Raw genomic sequence first — 15,050 nt, 5'->3', positions numbered from 1 at the left:
CCGTGTTTATGTGGCATGGTACGGGGCATTGACTGAGCCAAATGCCATGCTTAGCGCACGATACCATGTCGCCTTGTTAGGGAAGGGCATGGTATCAAATCTCATCATTCGCCCGGTTTCATTGGGTTTTAACGTGGTGCATGAGTGATTTTCTGAGCATGGTATTTTTTCCATGGAATCCATAACTGCCATGTTGACCGATACCAAGCTGCGTAACCTCAAACCGAAAGAAAAACTTTACAAAGTGAACGACCGCGACGGACTGTACGTGGCCGTCACTGCTGCCGGTTCCATCTCATTTCGCTACAACTACTCCATCAACGGCCGTCAGGAGACCATCACTTTCGGTCGCTATGGTGTGGGTGGCATCACACTTGCTGAAGCCAGAGAGCGCCTGGGAGAGGCTAAAAAGATGGTTTCGGCGGGTAAGTCACCTGCCAAAGAGAAAGCCCGTGCCAAGGCACGCACCAAAGGGGCAGAGACGTTTGATGCGTGGGCTGAGAAATGGCTGCGTGGGTATCAGATGGCTGACTCGACCCGTGACATGCGCCGATCTGTTTACGAGCGCGAGCTAAAGCCGCACTTCGGTAATCAGAAACTGGTGGAAATCAATCATGAGGATCTGCGAGCGCTGACTGATGCAATCGTGGAGCGAGGAGCTCCAGCCACGGCCGTGCACTCCCGCGAGATTGTGATGCAGGTGTTCCGATGGGCGATTGAACGCGGTCAGAAGGTCGAGAATCCGGCTGATCTGGTACGTCCTGCAAGCATCGCTAAATTCGAGCCACGTGACCGCGCTTTAGGACCTGACGAAATCGCGTTGATGTATCAGTACCTGGACCGCATCGGTACCGCCTCCTCCGTGAGGGTGGCCGCTAAGCTGTTGTTGCTGACCATGGTCCGCAAAAGTGAGTTGACCAACGCTACCTGGAACGAGATCAATTTCAGCGAAGCCCTGTGGACCATTCCGAAAGAGCGGATGAAGCGCCGCAATCCTCATTTGGTGTTCTTATCTCAGCAGGCTTTGGATTTCTTCATTGCATTGAAGACGTTTGCTGGCGGTTCAGACTACGTCTTTCCCTCCCGGTACGATTCTGATTTGCCAATGAGCACCGCGACGATCAATCAGGTGTTGACGCTGACTTACCGGCTTGCGCAAAAAGAAGGGCAGTCGCTGAGCAAGTTCGGACCGCATGATTTGAGGCGCACAGCGAGCACGCTGCTGCATGAGGCTGGTTACAACTCAGATTGGATTGAGAAGTGCCTTGCGCATGAGCAGAAGGGCGTAAGGGCCGTTTACAACAAGGCTGAATACCGCGATCAGCGTCGGGCGATGTTGCAGGATTGGGCGGATATGATTGACGAGTGGACACTTAGTCGGCCACGTCGAAGCAACGTCGGCAAAGAGTGAAGTTAACATTTTCGATCTTATGATGATTACTGCTTTCGAGCTCGTCGTCTGATGGCCGCAGATACTGCTTGGCGTGATACGCCAAGTTGGCGGGCAATTTCAGCCTGGTTGGTAATGCCTTGATTCAGCAACTCATCCACCGAGCTTGTTGGTGACTTGAGTATCTGGAGCTGGCTATAGGCCGTTTTCCTGACCTCAGCCCATGTCTCTATATCCCACCTCGGGAAAACAGCAGCTCCTTGGGACCAGATTTTTGCGATTAAATCCTCATACTCCAGTGCATACCTCCGGTCGCGCTGATAAGCGCGCCGAGCTTCATCGCTACGCCGTGGGTTGTGAGCCTCACAGTAAAGTTTGCTCGGTCTCGATGCGCCTTCGGGATGGCTCGGTAAAGCCGAAGGCCACATCAACTCGCCCTGGCACGCCCAGGTAGAAACGAGCATTCGACGCTCGACGTGATATCGATGGATTGAGCGGATCTCCCGTCTTCGTATCTGGAGACCCTCACCTGTTTGTCGGTGTAGTCATTAGAGCTGGACAGGAGTCTGGGCTACTCCATTTCATCTATGGAGCATGTCTTTTCCACGCGATGGATGCCTTGGTGGAGTTTCCCTCTCAGCCGATGATGATTTGATCTAGGAACTGATGACCATGAAATATAAACAACGCGGGTTTTGGCTGTAGAACGATTCCACTTTTCGCCTCCAGCACATCAAGGAATGACATGTTCATGAAAGATAAAGCGCAAACTGGCTACAATCCTGTACAGGACGATGTGTTGAAGACATTGGGCCTTGCGGTGATCGCGGGGCAGAGTGTTGAGCACCTATTGTGCAATTGCCTAACGTTTCCTTTGCACGGCGAGCCACTGCAAACAGTGGAACAGCTTCAGATCCTGCTTGAGCGACATTCAAAAGCCACTCTGGGACAACTGCTTAAAGCACTGCGGAAGCGGGTTGATCTGCATCCCACCTTCGACGACAAGTTGGATCGCTTCCTCCAGTATCGCAACGTGATCGCACATCGGCTACATGATGTGCCCGGCGGTTTTGACCTGCATACCGATGAAGGACGGGGGAGGCTAAAGGCCTTCCTGCTCCAGTACATGGAAGATGGTCATACCGTCAGCATGGTATTGCTGGGCGTTTTGCGGAAATGGGCGAGTCAAGAGGACATTGATCTTCCCAACGAGCACCATCTGAGCCAGCGAATGCAGGACCACCTTGATGCCAATGTCATGCCAAATTTGGCAGCCTTGATCAGGTCTAAAGAACACGACTGAATCCACTGAAAAGACGATGGCCATCTACGAAGAAATGCAGGCACAGCTCCAGGAACTGGTGGATCTGGTGAAGCTAACCCGCGTAGATTTCGGCTAGAAGTTATCAATCGCGTTGCACATCGACACCTTCCCCGCTGGCTGCGGTTGGACCATTGCCCACTGCTTGCCGCCCGCCTCCAATTCATCCAGCTGGAACGAACAGTCCGCCGACATGGTGGCCTGCACCATGTAGTCCACGCCAGGCCGAGGCACGAAGGTCATGGTCTTGGCACACTGCCGGGAATATTGCAGGCGCCCCAGGTAATGGAACGCGATCGGCTTGTTCGCCGGCACCACCAGCTCCGACGAGACCGCACCGGCCCACGAAAAGATCGGTCCGGGAATGCCGAGGTTTTCGCCGTTATGGTCGGGGAAGCCGGGTTTCGCCGACGCCATCACCCCCGCGCCGGGCACGTTCCAGTCGAGGCAATCACGCCCCGGCACGGCGCGCACCAGGCCGTCGGTGAGCAGGCGGATACGCGCGGTCTCGCCGCCCTGCGGGGGCACGTAGCCGGTGGACAGCGAACGCACGTTCGCCACTTGGCCGCAGCCGCCCAGCGCTAGCAGCAGCACGGCGGGGATTACAGGCAACAGTCTCATCAGGCATCGACTCGTAGGGGGAAGTTAAGGCTGGCGGCAGTTCTGGTTGACCGACAGATGTGGCGCCGGCTCATAGCTCACGCGCTGCAAACCATCGGCGTCCTGGAACAGGAAGTATTTGACGCGACAATCCTTGAACATCGCTGAGTAACCCTCCGCCCGGAAGCCTTGGCCATCGACCTGTTTGGTCACGGTATTGTTGCGGCTGACCACCTCGAGCACCTTCTGATAGCTGTCGCCCATGTTTACCCCAGGCTCGCCGGTGATCGCGGCCGAGGAGGCGCAACCGCCCAGCGCTGTTGCCGCCAGGGCCAATGCGGCACCATACAGTCCGTTGCGTAGATTGTTCATTCCCTGTGTCCTTTTGGTGATGGGTTAACGGCGGCCGTCGCACACCGGCGATTCGCCAATGCGGCCTAGCTTGCACAGGTCCAGATCGTCCGTGCGGATAAAACCCGCATCCTTCATGCAGTAGAAGCGCGTCAGCACCACATCAATCGGCGACTTGTCGCCAACGCCATCAAGATTGGTATACCCGCAAGCCCGCATTGCGTCATCGACGCCCTGCTGGGAGACGCCCTTCTTTTTCCATTGGGTGTAGTCCCCTGGCGGCGGTTGAAAAGGGGTACAGCCCCCAACTACTACCAGAAGGCTCAGGCCCAACCACTGATTTCGAGTCAGCAACATCACATTCTCCATGTCCATGAGCGCCCCGGACTGTGCCCGATTACCGGCGCCCGTCACACACCGCAGACTCACCAATACGACCGAGCTTGCACATGTCCACGTTATCTTTGCGTTTGTAGCCTGCGTCTTTCATGCAATAGAAATTCATTAACCTCACATCGATTGGCGACCTGTCTCCTGCGCCATCAACATTGGTATATCCGCACGCACGCATCGCAGCAACGATCCCGGTCTGCGATACGCCCTCCTTGTACCATTTTGTGTAATCCGGAGCCGGCGGTTGAAAGCCCCTTCCCGTGCAGCCAACCAGTAACACAGCGCAAAAACTCAGCAACAGGCTCCTCGTGAACATGGCGTTCTTCCTTATGGGTTGACTCGGATAAGTGTGAGACGCCGTAGGGTGAGTCGCTCTAGAAGGGTTTGCAAGCGGCCCCGGCATCCTCATAGCGGTTATGCAATGTTTGATTGCCGTCCAGCACGTTCAGTCATTCCCATAGGCGAGCGTGTTTCAGCTTATGAAGTATTGGTCCATTTACCAACATTTCGCTGACCGTAACTCCTGGTCTGCGAGTACTTTCCGGTATTGGATCTTGAGTCAATATAGGATCAGTGCGGTATTGGCAGGCGGGTCAATTCCCCAGCCGATCATGACATCGCATGAATGATGCAATGCTTGTGAAAACAGGTTTTCGTTTATGGTGTTTTTCGTGGTATCAGCAGAAACGATCAAAATAAAACTATGATTTATATTGGTTTTTTATGATTGTTTATGTTCGAGTGAGCCTGCGTTAGCAGGTGAGTGCTGAATAACAAAACCCCGGCCATGTGCCGGGGGTTTTGGGTCTTGGTTTGTGCTAACAATTTCGTAAGCTCTGAGTCATTCATCAGTGCGGCTTAGGCGATTTGAGGTCTGCCGTACTTGAGGGTTACATAGGCTTCTTTATCTGGATCAAATGGTAATCGCATTGTGGGTTCTTTATCGATCCAATCGGCTTCTGTACCTGCGACACTCATTGCCAAGAAAAGAGGCTGCATCTCCGATAGCACTGCGTACCACTCAGAGAGACAGTCTATGATCCCGGGGTGCCAATTGTTTTCCACGGTCTGAAGTTTCGTGGTCAGTGAGGCTAACATGTGCTGTCGCTGGGCATCGTCGAGGCATTCGACGGCATAACCTACTAAAGCGTAATCCAACTCACAGCGAGAAATCTTAATAAGGTTCTCAGTACTCCCGTGCAGACCGAACCCCCAAGACGTCCAACGCTGATAAGCGAAATTCCACATAGTCTTCCGCTTCTTGACTTCGGCCATGTCCCTGAATGCTCGGAGACAATTCGCAACTGAAAATCGAGTTTGTTGACCAGACCAGTGCAGGCTTACCGCATCAACATAGGCTTCAAGGGCAGTGTCGTTCGCACCAGCAAGAACGCATCCGAGACAAGTCTGTAATTCTGGAAATCGCGAAGGGAACAAGTTGAACACGCGCATCCAGGCAGCCCAACGCGGCGCATCTTTCGACACACGTTCCAGTATCTGGATCAAAAATTTCTCGCAAGTTTCACCAAGTGGCTCCCTGTTAGCCATGTTTGACACAGATATATAAGTTGTCGCGAACTGGACATGAGGGCTGGACGATCCAGAGCCGAGACGTAGTGCCGCGTTGGCGTTGAGCGATAGCACGACACTCATGATAGATGCCGTCTGCCTTAGCCCCGAGACGGCCACGATCAAACGCTGGGGGGCAAATCTGTCGAGACATTGGGCAGCTTGAACTATGGCAGTGCCCGGAAAAAATCCGCCTTCTATCATGCGCCAGCCTAGTTCGATTCCGATCCAATCGCTTTCAGCATGCGGATTCCACGGGCATCCGGCCACCCATTCCATGAACATCCGGCCACTGATTCCACGATGATCCGGCCACCCATTCCACGGCCATCCGGCCACCCACAAGGCAGGCAGCAACGCAGGATTAATTCACTACCATCGACCTCTTTTATCGAAGCAGAGAGGTCGTCGTGGAGCGGTTATCCATGCGTAAAATTAAGGAAGTGCTACGTCTCAAGTTTGAGGTCGGCCTATCTGCTCGCCAGATCGCTGTCAGCTTGCAGGTGGGTCGCGCAACTATCGGTGAGTACCTCAATCGCTTTGCTGCCAGCGGGCTGACTTGGCCGTGTGCGGCGAGCGAGGCGCAGTTGCAGCAGCGTCTTTTTCCGCCACCACCCGACGTCCCCAGCGATCAACGTCCGATGCCGGACTGGACTCATGTCCACGCAGAGTTGCGCCGCCCCGGCGTAACCCTGGCCCTGCTTTGGCAAGAATATCGACTGGCGCACCCGCAAGGCTTCCAGTACAGCTGGTTCTGCGAGCACTACCGGCTCTGGGCCGCCAAGGTCGACGTGGTCATGCGCCAGGAACATCGCGCCGGCGAAAAGCTGTTCGTCGATTACGCGGGTCAGACCGTGCCGATCATCGACCGGCGAACCGGAGAGATCCGCCAGGCCCAGATATTCGTCGCCGTCCTCGGCGCCTCCAGCTACACCTTCGCCGAGGCGACCTGGTCGCAGAAACTGCCCGACTGGCTGGGCTCGCACGCCCGCTGTTTTGCTTTTTTCGGCGGCACCGCACAGATCCTGGTGCCCGACAATCTGCGCAGTGGCGTGACCAAGGCGCATCGCTACGAGCCGGATATCAACCCCAGTTACCGCGATCTCGCCGAGCATTACGGCGTAGCCGTGCTGCCCGCGCGCTCGCGTAAACCCAGGGACAAAGCCAAGGTTGAAGTCGGCGTACAGGTCGTCGAGCGGTGGATACTGGCGGTGCTGCGCAACCGCCAGTTCTTCTCCTTGGGCGAACTCAACACAGCCATCGCGTTGCTGCTGGATCGCCTCAATCAGAAGCCCTTCAAGAAACTGCCCGGCTCACGCCGCTCGGCCTTCGAGACCATCGACCAACCCGCGCTGCAACCGCTACCAGAACATCCATATGTCTACGCCGAATGGAAAAAGGTGCGAGTCCACATCGACTACCACGTCGAAGTCGACGGCCATTTTTACTCCGTGCCGTACCAACTGGTGAAACACCAACTCGAAGTACGCCTGACCGCGCAGACCGTCGAGTGCTTCCACGCCAACCAGCGCGTGGCCAGCCATCTGCGCTCGCCGCACAAAGGCCGCCACACTACCCACACCGAGCACATGCCCAAAAGTCACCGCGAACACGCCGAGTGGACGCCCCAGCGGCTGATCCGCTGGGCTGAGCAGACGGGCCCGAATACGGCCGGTGTCATCGCCTACATCCTCGAACGCCGAATCCATCCGCAGCATGGCTTCCGCGCCTGCCTGGGCATCCTGCGCTTGAGCAAACAGCACGGCGAAGAGCGGCTGGAAGCCGCTTGCCAACGTGCGCTGGCCCTAGGCGCATGCAGTTACAAGAGCCTCGAATCGATCCTGCGCCAAGGCCTGGAACGGCTACCTCTTGCCCAGCAAAACCTGCCGTTACTGCCCGATGAACATATCAATCTGCGCGGCCCTGGCTACTACCACTGACTGAAAAAGGAGCACGAACATGCTGCCTAACCCGACCCTCGACAAGCTGCAAATCCTACGCCTGCACGGCATGATCAAGGCGCTTGGCGAACAACACGCAACGCCCGACATCAACGATCTCAGCTTCGACGAACGCCTCGGCCTGATGGTCGACCGCGAGCTGACCGAGCGCGAAGACGCCCGCCTGACGACTCGCCTCAAAGCCGCACGACTGCGCCATAACGCCTGCCTGGAAGACATCGATTACCGCAGCCCTCGTGGCCTGGACAAGGCGCTGATCCTGCAACTGGGTAGCGGTCAGTGGCTGCGCGATGGCCTGAACCTGATCATCGGCGGGCCGACGGGCGTAGGCAAAACCTGGCTCGCCTGCGCGCTGGCTCATAAAGCTTGCCGCGACGGTTACAGCGTGCGCTATCTGCGCCTGCCGCGCTTGATGGAAGAACTGGGCCTGGCACACGGCGACGGCCGCTTCGCCAAGCTAATGGCCGGCTACGCCAAGACCGACCTGCTGATCCTGGATGACTGGGGCTTGGCGCCGTTTACCGCTGCTCAGCGGCGCGACATGCTTGAACTGCTGGACGACCGCTACGGCAACCGCTCGACGCTGGTGACTAGCCAGATGCCGGTGGACAAATGGCACGCACTGATCGGCGATCCGACCTTGGGCGATGCGATCCTCGACCGGCTGGTACATAACGCTTATCGGATCGAACTGAAGGGCGAATCGATGCGCAGGCGCGCAACGAAATTGACGGCGACAGAGACTTCAGACTAACAATGCAAACCTGCGTCGCTGCGCTCCGACTGCCCGGCCGGATGAGCGTGGAATAGGTGGCCGGATGTTGGTGGGCTGGGTGGCCGGATGGCGTGGAATGCGCATTCAGCATCAGCCTTTTCAAACCGTTCTACGGCCTCTGACTCCCAGATAGGCGCGGATAAACCACGAGTCGTGAAACTCATTGTTATACCTGCGATCATGCTTTCGAGCGCAGAGAGCAATTCATCGTTAGGCCTGAAATCATTTGGCACGATAGCCCAGAAACTTGCCCCCATCGTTGTGAATTGTCCTACGACGAATAGGGCGACTAGTCGGGTACGGCGCGGATCAGCGCTGATGCTCCAATCGGCGCCTGCTTGAATAATCCATCGGAACAGCCCGGTGAGCCTGTCGAAATCCTCACCGCTGGCGGGTGCGCCACGTCGGAGCAAATCTACGAAAGCAAATTGAGACCGGATCGCTTCAAATATGTCGTTACTGGCGTCCCACTCGGAAATAGCTTGAAGAGGATCGGATTGCGCTTCGATTACCGTAACAAGCGCATCTGGGACTTCAATCGGCCCAAATTGCGTGGCTTTCGCCATCGCCGCGACAATAACATCCGAAAGCTTCATTGCGGCCTTTTCCATACAAGGTGATCCTGTCCGCCGAGTAGCTCCCAAAGGTCGGTGAAGGCATCCACCACAAGCTGAGCATTGTCGACCTTCTGAAGGATGTGGTGCGCCGAGCCCACGGAGTTTACCGAGGTGCCGAGCGACCAAGCCATTGCCCCATCTGGGCCAGATGGAAAGATCAGGAACCTATCGTGGAAGTCCCATCCTGTCATGCCCTTCTGTACTCGAAGTTCAAGTTTCAGGCCCCGCCAGTTGCTTTGACATTCATTCAGTGTTTGGCGGATTTCGTCGGTGGAGCCAGCTTTGGCAGTTGTCAGACCGCGGAGGTCCACTCCATGGTAGGGGCAGTAAAATAGCGTTTCGAGTAGGTCTTTGGCTGACAGATATGGATCCCATAGCCAGGCACCTTTTTCGCTGTAAGCAACGATCAGTGCTCGAATGTCATCCAGTGCCTTTCGGCGGACTGCGGTTCCATCGTCTTGGGTTGGTCGATACTGAACAAAACGGCGCTCGGCAGCGAGCTTGTTGGCTTGCTCGGTGTACATTCGCTTCGCTGTCCATCCCCCGTTGTCGTCTGGCTGAGGATCACCGATGAGGCTATGAGTGGAGAACGAAGTCATACCTACTCGCCGAAGGTCACTACTGCCATCCGGATTTTTGACCGAAAAAGTGCGTGGCTCCGGATCGAGAGAGCGCATATTGAATGAGATGGTTGAGATAAAAGAACCTGGTCCGGAGGCGACGAGGAGCGTGCTGCTCTGTTCGGCCCAGATGAAGCCCCGATATAGTCCTCTGCCAGCACGCATAGGAAGTGGGGTTACCCTTTCCTGTAGCCTTGCTGAAGCAAAGCCTGTGAGGATTTCGTCATGCTCCAATTCGCAGACAGCTATCAAGGAGCGTGGAGTGGCTTTAGGATGCCAGGCGTGTTCGACCTGAAAATTCCCGTCTTGGAGCTGCTGAAATTTCGCCATTAGCACAGTGACCGGAAGTTGGACTGTCAGGTTGCCGAGCCGATCTGACATTGTGGCCAGTTGGAGTGGGATGTGTTTTTCGACCTGCACTGATAGCTCTTGCAAGCGGCGAGGATCTGCGAAGAACGGCTTCAGTGCTTCTTTGCCATGATCGGCCCATTCAAGCAGATGCGAACCAGTCCAGAAGTTGTTTTTGAGGAGTTTGTTCCATGGGACCTGCGCACCATTATCTGGCGGCACAAACTGTGCGGGCATCGGCAAAAGCTCGCCAAATCCGAGTTCATCGCCCGAGAGTCTCCATCCCTCCCCCGCCTCCAAAGCTGTGAGAGCCGGAATGAGGGTGTCGATCAGTGCAGTGTAACGGCGGAGGCCAAAACTCCAGCCATTGAGCGATTTGATTCGAATGGGTTTCGGCGTCAGAAAGTAGGCAGCCGCTGGCTCGAGATCAGGTTGCTCCTCGGCAATCAGGAGCGTGAAGATATTGATGATGTCCTCATGATCGGGCCGGCTGGCGAACAGCTCTGTACATTCGACATGAGTATAAAACCCCAATGTGCCGGGCGTGAGAAGCTGGGTCAGCTCTGGCAGCGGGGAGCGAGGCTCGGCTGGCTCATATCGGTTCATGAAGGTAGCTCCCGGTGGCTCACAAATTCTAATTATGTCCAATTCGAGTATCAGGCGCCTTGCTTTATGACGAGTAGGGTTTTGGCCCAGTTACGCCCTAAACAGAACTTATAAAATCAGGTTTTCTTGGCATGGTATTAAATGTGGCATAGATTTTAATCGTAGCGATTAACGATTGATTTATAAGGGTATTTATTTATTATCGATAATAGAGTGGGAGTGATCCCCACGCGCTCTTGATGATGCCGTTCCCCGAAATCCCGCGCCTTGGCGCGGGATTTCAATATCCGCTCGATCACACTGTTAATCTCCGAATGTTCTTTTTATAGCGTCCGCTTCAAGTGGCAATACTTGATTGTTGCATTTGCCGGATTCTGTAGTCTCTTGCCCGCCGAACGCATCTTGCGTGATTAAGCTGACGCCGAATAAGCGTAAGTGTCCGGTCGATACTTCTTTTAATGATTATTCCGGTACTTTCCAAAGCGAATATCACCTTCCGGTAGATTCTCCACGGGCTACCAGCCGAGGCTTTGATAAAAACCACTCGCGCGGTGTGCTTCAGTGGTTTCCAGTCATATGTTCTGGTGGTGTTGAAATAGGAAAGCCTCCGCTCTATCCATCAGGCGGCGCCCCCAATCCTTGCCCCTCGAACCAGAGGGTGCCTGGACGGACCTCGGGCGGCTGACACGCTCGGCGAATAGGGAACGGCTCCGTCAGCATGCCCCTAAGACTATCTGTCTGATTCAAATGATGTTTTTAGAGAAAACCTCTCTGAAAATAACCTGTTACGTACCGTTAATTAACCGTTACCCAACTTATCTTGGGCAGTCTGTCATGGGCAGTATCCATATAGCCCGTTGAAATAAGACTCCCGACCGGGCCTGCACGGAAAGACAGCGCGAGGCTATCCATGGCCTCAAAACAAAAACAAAAGAATAAATGGCGAGGTACTTACGATGACGATGTATGAGATCTGGGACTCAATTGTCGCGTTCTATGAACCGACACTGGAAATAATAAGTCTGTGGGCCTGGGGCCTTCCTCTGTTTGTCTCAGTCCTCGCGGTGATGTTCATCATCTCGCAAAAGTGGCAGAGCCCCCTGACCCTCCGTTCTCTAACCAATGCAGCCTTTCCCAAAGAGCAATATGACAACCCCTCATCTCGCGTGGATATGTGGAACGGTATCATCCTGCTGATGCTCGGTTTTCCCCTGGTCGGCGTCTTCGCCGTCAATGGCATCGCCATTGCTGACAATGTAGGCGCTTATTTCACCGCTGAATTCGGCGTCCGCGCCCCCTTGATGACGTCAACCTGGCTGATCGTCTCCGTTCAGTTCCTGACTTATTTCCTCAGTGTCGACTTCGTGGGGTATTGGATACATCGTTGGTGCCATACCAATGCACTGATGTGGCATCTGCACAAGCCTCACCATACCGCTGAGACACTGACGCCCTGGACGCTATTCCGCCAGCACCCCATCGAGTTCTTTGGCCTCAATATTATCCCGGCGGTGGTCGGCGGGGCCTTTACGGGGGTGGTGCTTTATGCAACGGGGAGTCAAATCCACCCAGGCATGGTGGTTGCCGTCACCACAACGGCCTACATCTGCTTCTTCGTTATCGATGTGTTTTCTCACGTCCATTTGCCGATCTCCTACGGGTGGATGAACCGGATCGTTTTGGCCCCTGTCATGCACAACCTTCACCACAGTATGGAGCCCCATCACTGGGACAAGAACAACGCAGTCGTACTGACGCTCTGGGACTGGATGTTCGGAACACTCTACTTGCCCAAGAAGGGCGAGAGCTGGCGTTGGGGATGCAACGACGAAGAATATGGTGCCAACAATCCGCACAACACCCTGAGGGGGTTCTATATCGATCCTTTCAAAACCCTCTGGCGTCACTTGAAGGACGGGCAGAGCCCGAATCCGTGAGGGGTACGGAGCACTGGGCAAGTATCTAGAGCGTAAAGCACGCCAGGCAATCGCTGGCTCAATTCCGTCAAGGGAATCATCATGGCATTGAAAGACACGCTTCATTGGCGCTATGCAACCAAAAGCTACAACGGCGACAAGGTCGCGCAAGAAAAAATTGATCCGATCCTGGAAGCCATACGCCTGGCCCCCAGCAGTTCGGGCCTGCAGCCTTTCAAGGTGTTAATCATCACTAACCGCGAGTTGAAGGCGCAATTGCAGCCGATCTGCGCCAACCAACAGCAAATTTCCACAGCGTCCCACTTGTTGATTTTTGCTGCCTGGGATGAATACACACCTGAGCGGATCAATGGGTTTTTTGAATACAGCAACAAAATACGTCACCTGCCTGCCAGTGTCACCGATGATTACCGGCTATCGCTGCTCGATTCTTTCGGCAGCATGAGCAAGGAGCAGCAGTATTTCCACGCGTCCAAACAGTGCTACATCGCCTTGGGATTCGCGTTGGTAGCGGCAGCTGAACTGGGCGTAGATGCCACGCCCATGGAAGGATTCGACAACCAGGCAGTGAATGCGCTTCTGAAGCTTCCCGAACAGGGGTTGAACAGTTCCGTTCTTTTGGCCCTGGGCTACCGGGATACTGAAAGCGATTGGCTGGTGAAACTCGAAAAGGTCCGGCGCGACAAGGCGCATATGTTCGTGGAGATTGCGTAGGTCTACCCCTGAGAAATTTCCAGCGACACAGGTTGTAATCAACAGGGCAGATTAAATGTGCCTGCATGCCGGTTCAGGCGCCGTTGCCGAGACCCCATGCAGGCCATGTGCTTTTTGCGCAAAGCATTCCCGCACACCCTGATGGGAGACGTCGGCACCAGGCGAAGCGGATGCCCACGTCAGGCCACGCACGTATGGCACGGTGCCCAGCCCGTCTCGGAACGAGCAATGGCTTCGCTACGAGACGACGGGCGATATTGCCTTGCCCCATCTCAGGAACCTTTAGCCTGGCTCTTCGCTCCAGAAGGAGCTAACCGCGTGCGGTTGGCAGCCCTGTCCGGGATAGGGACAGGTTCGTAAAAGAGTCTGGCGCTCAGCTTCTATTGAGCTGCCTCGTCTGGCTTGCCAGGGCTTGGCATGGCCTTGCCACTGGGAGGCGACGCCTGCCTCGTACGCCACATCTGACCGACGTCAAGTGGGCGTGCGATCAGCAACTCTGCCGATACACTCGACGGACCAAATGTGCGCACCTCATACATCGCTTCGAAGGCGTCGCTATTCCCTAGCACGGTCTTCAAGCGACTCAGCTCGGCACTGTCCGATGCAATTTTCGCTGCTTCAATCAGTGCGGGATCCATGATGCCGGCAACGACGACGATGTGATTTCCTGCTGGTCCCGGAAAGCGAGCAAGGTACGCATAGTCACGACGCATGATTCTTTCAGTGGACGGTTCGGCCCAATCAGATTGAAATTTATCCCCGCTCGCTCGATCCACAAGGGTATCGCCGCTGGCCGACAGCGAAAACCCGGAAAGATCAAAAAACGGCTCCTGCAGATCGCCGAGCGTGTCGAGTAAACCAACATAGACAATATCGTGATCGCTCAGCATTTCATTGGTGAAACGTGATGTGGTCACATCCTTGATCAGGCTTGAATTTCCAGGCCTGGTTGCGACCATGATTGGCATCACCGAAACCAGGGCTGATGCGAGCCCACTCGGCAAGTGATGGGCATTCATATCGATATACCTTTGGCCGGGCACAGGCATCTGTTGTTTGTAGTTATTCAGATCCTCGCTGGAAGCGATGGTGGAATCAGCGACCATACGAAGGATAGAACCGTCAGCGCCCTGTTCACCGAATACATAAAAATCACCGGAAACGATTAATAGCGGAGCCAGATTCTTCGTGATACCACTCCAGAGAATGCTCTCGATACGCGTATCACTGGGTGATTTCCCTGCCAACCAGAGCCAGCATATTGCGTTGAGCGTGAGGAAAAGCGCCGCGACGGCAAAATACCGCCAATCAAGGAAACGTCGGTGCACATGGCCGGAGTATTTGTCTTGCTCATCGGGAACAGCGACGACCAGACGATATTCGCCACGCGGAAGGATAAGCCGCTCGCCACGCTCATCGGCTGGCGCCGCATCGAGTTTTTTTCGCAGCCGATGAATATGCACTCGAACCGTTGCATCAGCCGCGAGATCCACGCTGGCGGGTCTACCAAACACGACTAGTGCAATCTCGATTTCTTTCGTTGCGGTCGCCGTCAGTGATCGTTCGAAGAGAAACTCGAAAAGACGAATGATCTGTTGCGATTTACCGAGCGCACCACTCTGTAAGACTCTGTGCGCGTGCGCTGTGAGCCGGGTTACCTCGTCAACTTCCTGCGACTTATCCATTTCACATCCTTACTGCGCTCGTCGCCATTGAAGACAAGGCGAGTGCTCTATGGTCGTCCTCAGGGGCGATGAGTTCGACTTAAGCATAGGCGGCAGGTCGTCCGCATCCGTATCCCAAATTGGCACGTAGCCACGAGCCTCGGGAAACGACTTGGCCGATCCA

The 15,050-nt window shown here is 55.1% G+C and carries 14 protein-coding genes; 6 read left to right on the top strand and 8 right to left on the bottom strand.

What is annotated here, in order from left to right:
• Positions 1 to 190: 190 nt before the first annotated feature.
• Both P2T68_RS30570 and P2T68_RS30565 read left to right on the top strand, forming a co-directional pair.
• The gene (locus P2T68_RS30570) at positions 191 to 1,411 is read left to right on the top strand and encodes a site-specific integrase (RefSeq protein ID WP_102624578.1); all 1,221 of its coding nucleotides are present in this window, start codon (positions 191 to 193) and stop codon (positions 1,409 to 1,411) included.
• Between the two features lie 730 nt (positions 1,412 to 2,141).
• Positions 2,142 to 2,693 (top strand): hypothetical protein, encoded by a 552-nt coding sequence (locus tag P2T68_RS30565; RefSeq protein WP_041161015.1) that lies wholly within the window; start codon positions 2,142 to 2,144, stop codon positions 2,691 to 2,693.
• Positions 2,694 to 2,786: 93 nt separating this feature from the next.
• On the opposite strand, the gene P2T68_RS30560 is transcribed toward P2T68_RS30565, so the two are convergent.
• The 5 genes from P2T68_RS30560 to P2T68_RS30540 form a co-directional block, all read right to left on the bottom strand.
• Entirely contained in the window at positions 2,787 to 3,332 is a 546-nt protein-coding gene (locus tag P2T68_RS30560; protein ID WP_024077270.1) for a hypothetical protein, read from the bottom strand.
• 24 nt (positions 3,333 to 3,356) lie between these two features.
• Complete coding sequence (locus tag P2T68_RS30555; protein ID WP_024077269.1) at positions 3,357 to 3,683, bottom strand: hypothetical protein; 327 nt, start codon at positions 3,681 to 3,683, stop codon at positions 3,357 to 3,359.
• Between the two features lie 24 nt (positions 3,684 to 3,707).
• A complete protein-coding gene (locus tag P2T68_RS30550; protein WP_024077268.1) occupies positions 3,708 to 4,019 on the bottom strand; it encodes a hypothetical protein in 312 nt (103 codons plus the stop codon).
• 40 nt (positions 4,020 to 4,059) lie between these two features.
• Positions 4,060 to 4,371, bottom strand: coding sequence for a hypothetical protein (locus tag P2T68_RS30545; RefSeq protein ID WP_024077267.1), 312 nt, complete (start codon positions 4,369 to 4,371; stop codon positions 4,060 to 4,062).
• A gap of 542 nt (positions 4,372 to 4,913) precedes the next feature.
• Complete coding sequence (locus P2T68_RS30540) at positions 4,914 to 5,909, bottom strand: hypothetical protein (protein ID WP_277378694.1); 996 nt, start codon at positions 5,907 to 5,909, stop codon at positions 4,914 to 4,916.
• A gap of 140 nt (positions 5,910 to 6,049) precedes the next feature.
• On the opposite strand from P2T68_RS30540, the gene istA reads away from it, so the two are divergent.
• Complete coding sequence (istA, locus tag P2T68_RS30535) at positions 6,050 to 7,564, top strand: IS21 family transposase (RefSeq protein ID WP_102617438.1); 1,515 nt, start codon at positions 6,050 to 6,052, stop codon at positions 7,562 to 7,564.
• Positions 7,565 to 7,583: 19 nt separating this feature from the next.
• Positions 7,584 to 8,339: an IS21-like element ISPsy14 family helper ATPase IstB gene (gene istB / locus P2T68_RS30530; protein WP_057711072.1), complete on the top strand. Its 756-nt coding sequence runs from the start codon at positions 7,584 to 7,586 to the stop codon at positions 8,337 to 8,339.
• Here the strand turns inward: istB and P2T68_RS30525 are convergent.
• Both P2T68_RS30525 and P2T68_RS30520 read right to left on the bottom strand, forming a co-directional pair.
• A complete protein-coding gene (locus P2T68_RS30525) occupies positions 8,336 to 8,971 on the bottom strand; it encodes a hypothetical protein (protein ID WP_277378693.1) in 636 nt (211 codons plus the stop codon). The two genes, istB and P2T68_RS30525, sit on opposite strands and share 4 nt — an antisense overlap.
• Positions 8,953 to 10,551, bottom strand: coding sequence for a VPA1262 family N-terminal domain-containing protein (locus tag P2T68_RS30520; RefSeq protein WP_024077265.1), 1,599 nt, complete (start codon positions 10,549 to 10,551; stop codon positions 8,953 to 8,955). Before P2T68_RS30520 ends, P2T68_RS30525 begins: the two co-directional genes overlap by 19 nt.
• 956 nt (positions 10,552 to 11,507) lie before the next feature.
• Between P2T68_RS30520 and P2T68_RS30515 the strand changes: the two genes are divergently transcribed.
• Complete coding sequence (locus P2T68_RS30515; RefSeq protein WP_024077264.1) at positions 11,508 to 12,488, top strand: sterol desaturase family protein; 981 nt, start codon at positions 11,508 to 11,510, stop codon at positions 12,486 to 12,488.
• A gap of 81 nt (positions 12,489 to 12,569) precedes the next feature.
• A complete protein-coding gene (locus P2T68_RS30510) occupies positions 12,570 to 13,202 on the top strand; it encodes an NAD(P)H-dependent oxidoreductase (protein ID WP_102624580.1) in 633 nt (210 codons plus the stop codon).
• Between the two features lie 380 nt (positions 13,203 to 13,582).
• Here P2T68_RS30510 and P2T68_RS30505 read toward each other — a convergent pair whose 3' ends face one another.
• On the bottom strand, positions 13,583 to 14,887 hold the full coding sequence (locus P2T68_RS30505) for a hypothetical protein (protein ID WP_277378692.1): 1,305 nt from the start codon (positions 14,885 to 14,887) through the stop codon (positions 13,583 to 13,585).
• Positions 14,888 to 15,050 lie beyond the last annotated feature (163 nt).

Origin of the sequence: Pseudomonas sp. G11, from assembly GCF_029457515.1 — a bacterium.
Taxonomy (GTDB): domain Bacteria; phylum Pseudomonadota; class Gammaproteobacteria; order Pseudomonadales; family Pseudomonadaceae; genus Aquipseudomonas; species Aquipseudomonas gorinensis.
Note: the sequence above shows the minus strand (reverse complement) of the source record. Positions and strands in the feature narration are given on the sequence as shown.

Coding starts and splice junctions, on each gene's coding strand:
- P2T68_RS30570 (WP_102624578.1), top strand. CDS start 191: ATGTTGACCGATACCAAGCTGCGTAACCTCAAACCGAAAGAAAAACTT.
- P2T68_RS30565 (WP_041161015.1), top strand. CDS start 2,142: ATGAAAGATAAAGCGCAAACTGGCTACAATCCTGTACAGGACGATGTG.
- P2T68_RS30560 (WP_024077270.1), bottom strand. CDS start 3,332: ATGAGACTGTTGCCTGTAATCCCCGCCGTGCTGCTGCTAGCGCTGGGC.
- P2T68_RS30555 (WP_024077269.1), bottom strand. CDS start 3,683: ATGAACAATCTACGCAACGGACTGTATGGTGCCGCATTGGCCCTGGCG.
- P2T68_RS30550 (WP_024077268.1), bottom strand. CDS start 4,019: ATGTTGCTGACTCGAAATCAGTGGTTGGGCCTGAGCCTTCTGGTAGTA.
- P2T68_RS30545 (WP_024077267.1), bottom strand. CDS start 4,371: ATGTTCACGAGGAGCCTGTTGCTGAGTTTTTGCGCTGTGTTACTGGTT.
- P2T68_RS30540 (WP_277378694.1), bottom strand. CDS start 5,909: ATGTTCATGGAATGGGTGGCCGGATGCCCGTGGAATCCGCATGCTGAA.
- istA (WP_102617438.1), top strand. CDS start 6,050: ATGCGTAAAATTAAGGAAGTGCTACGTCTCAAGTTTGAGGTCGGCCTA.
- istB (WP_057711072.1), top strand. CDS start 7,584: ATGCTGCCTAACCCGACCCTCGACAAGCTGCAAATCCTACGCCTGCAC.
- P2T68_RS30525 (WP_277378693.1), bottom strand. CDS start 8,971: ATGGAAAAGGCCGCAATGAAGCTTTCGGATGTTATTGTCGCGGCGATG.
- P2T68_RS30520 (WP_024077265.1), bottom strand. CDS start 10,551: ATGAACCGATATGAGCCAGCCGAGCCTCGCTCCCCGCTGCCAGAGCTG.
- P2T68_RS30515 (WP_024077264.1), top strand. CDS start 11,508: ATGACGATGTATGAGATCTGGGACTCAATTGTCGCGTTCTATGAACCG.
- P2T68_RS30510 (WP_102624580.1), top strand. CDS start 12,570: ATGGCATTGAAAGACACGCTTCATTGGCGCTATGCAACCAAAAGCTAC.
- P2T68_RS30505 (WP_277378692.1), bottom strand. CDS start 14,887: ATGGATAAGTCGCAGGAAGTTGACGAGGTAACCCGGCTCACAGCGCAC.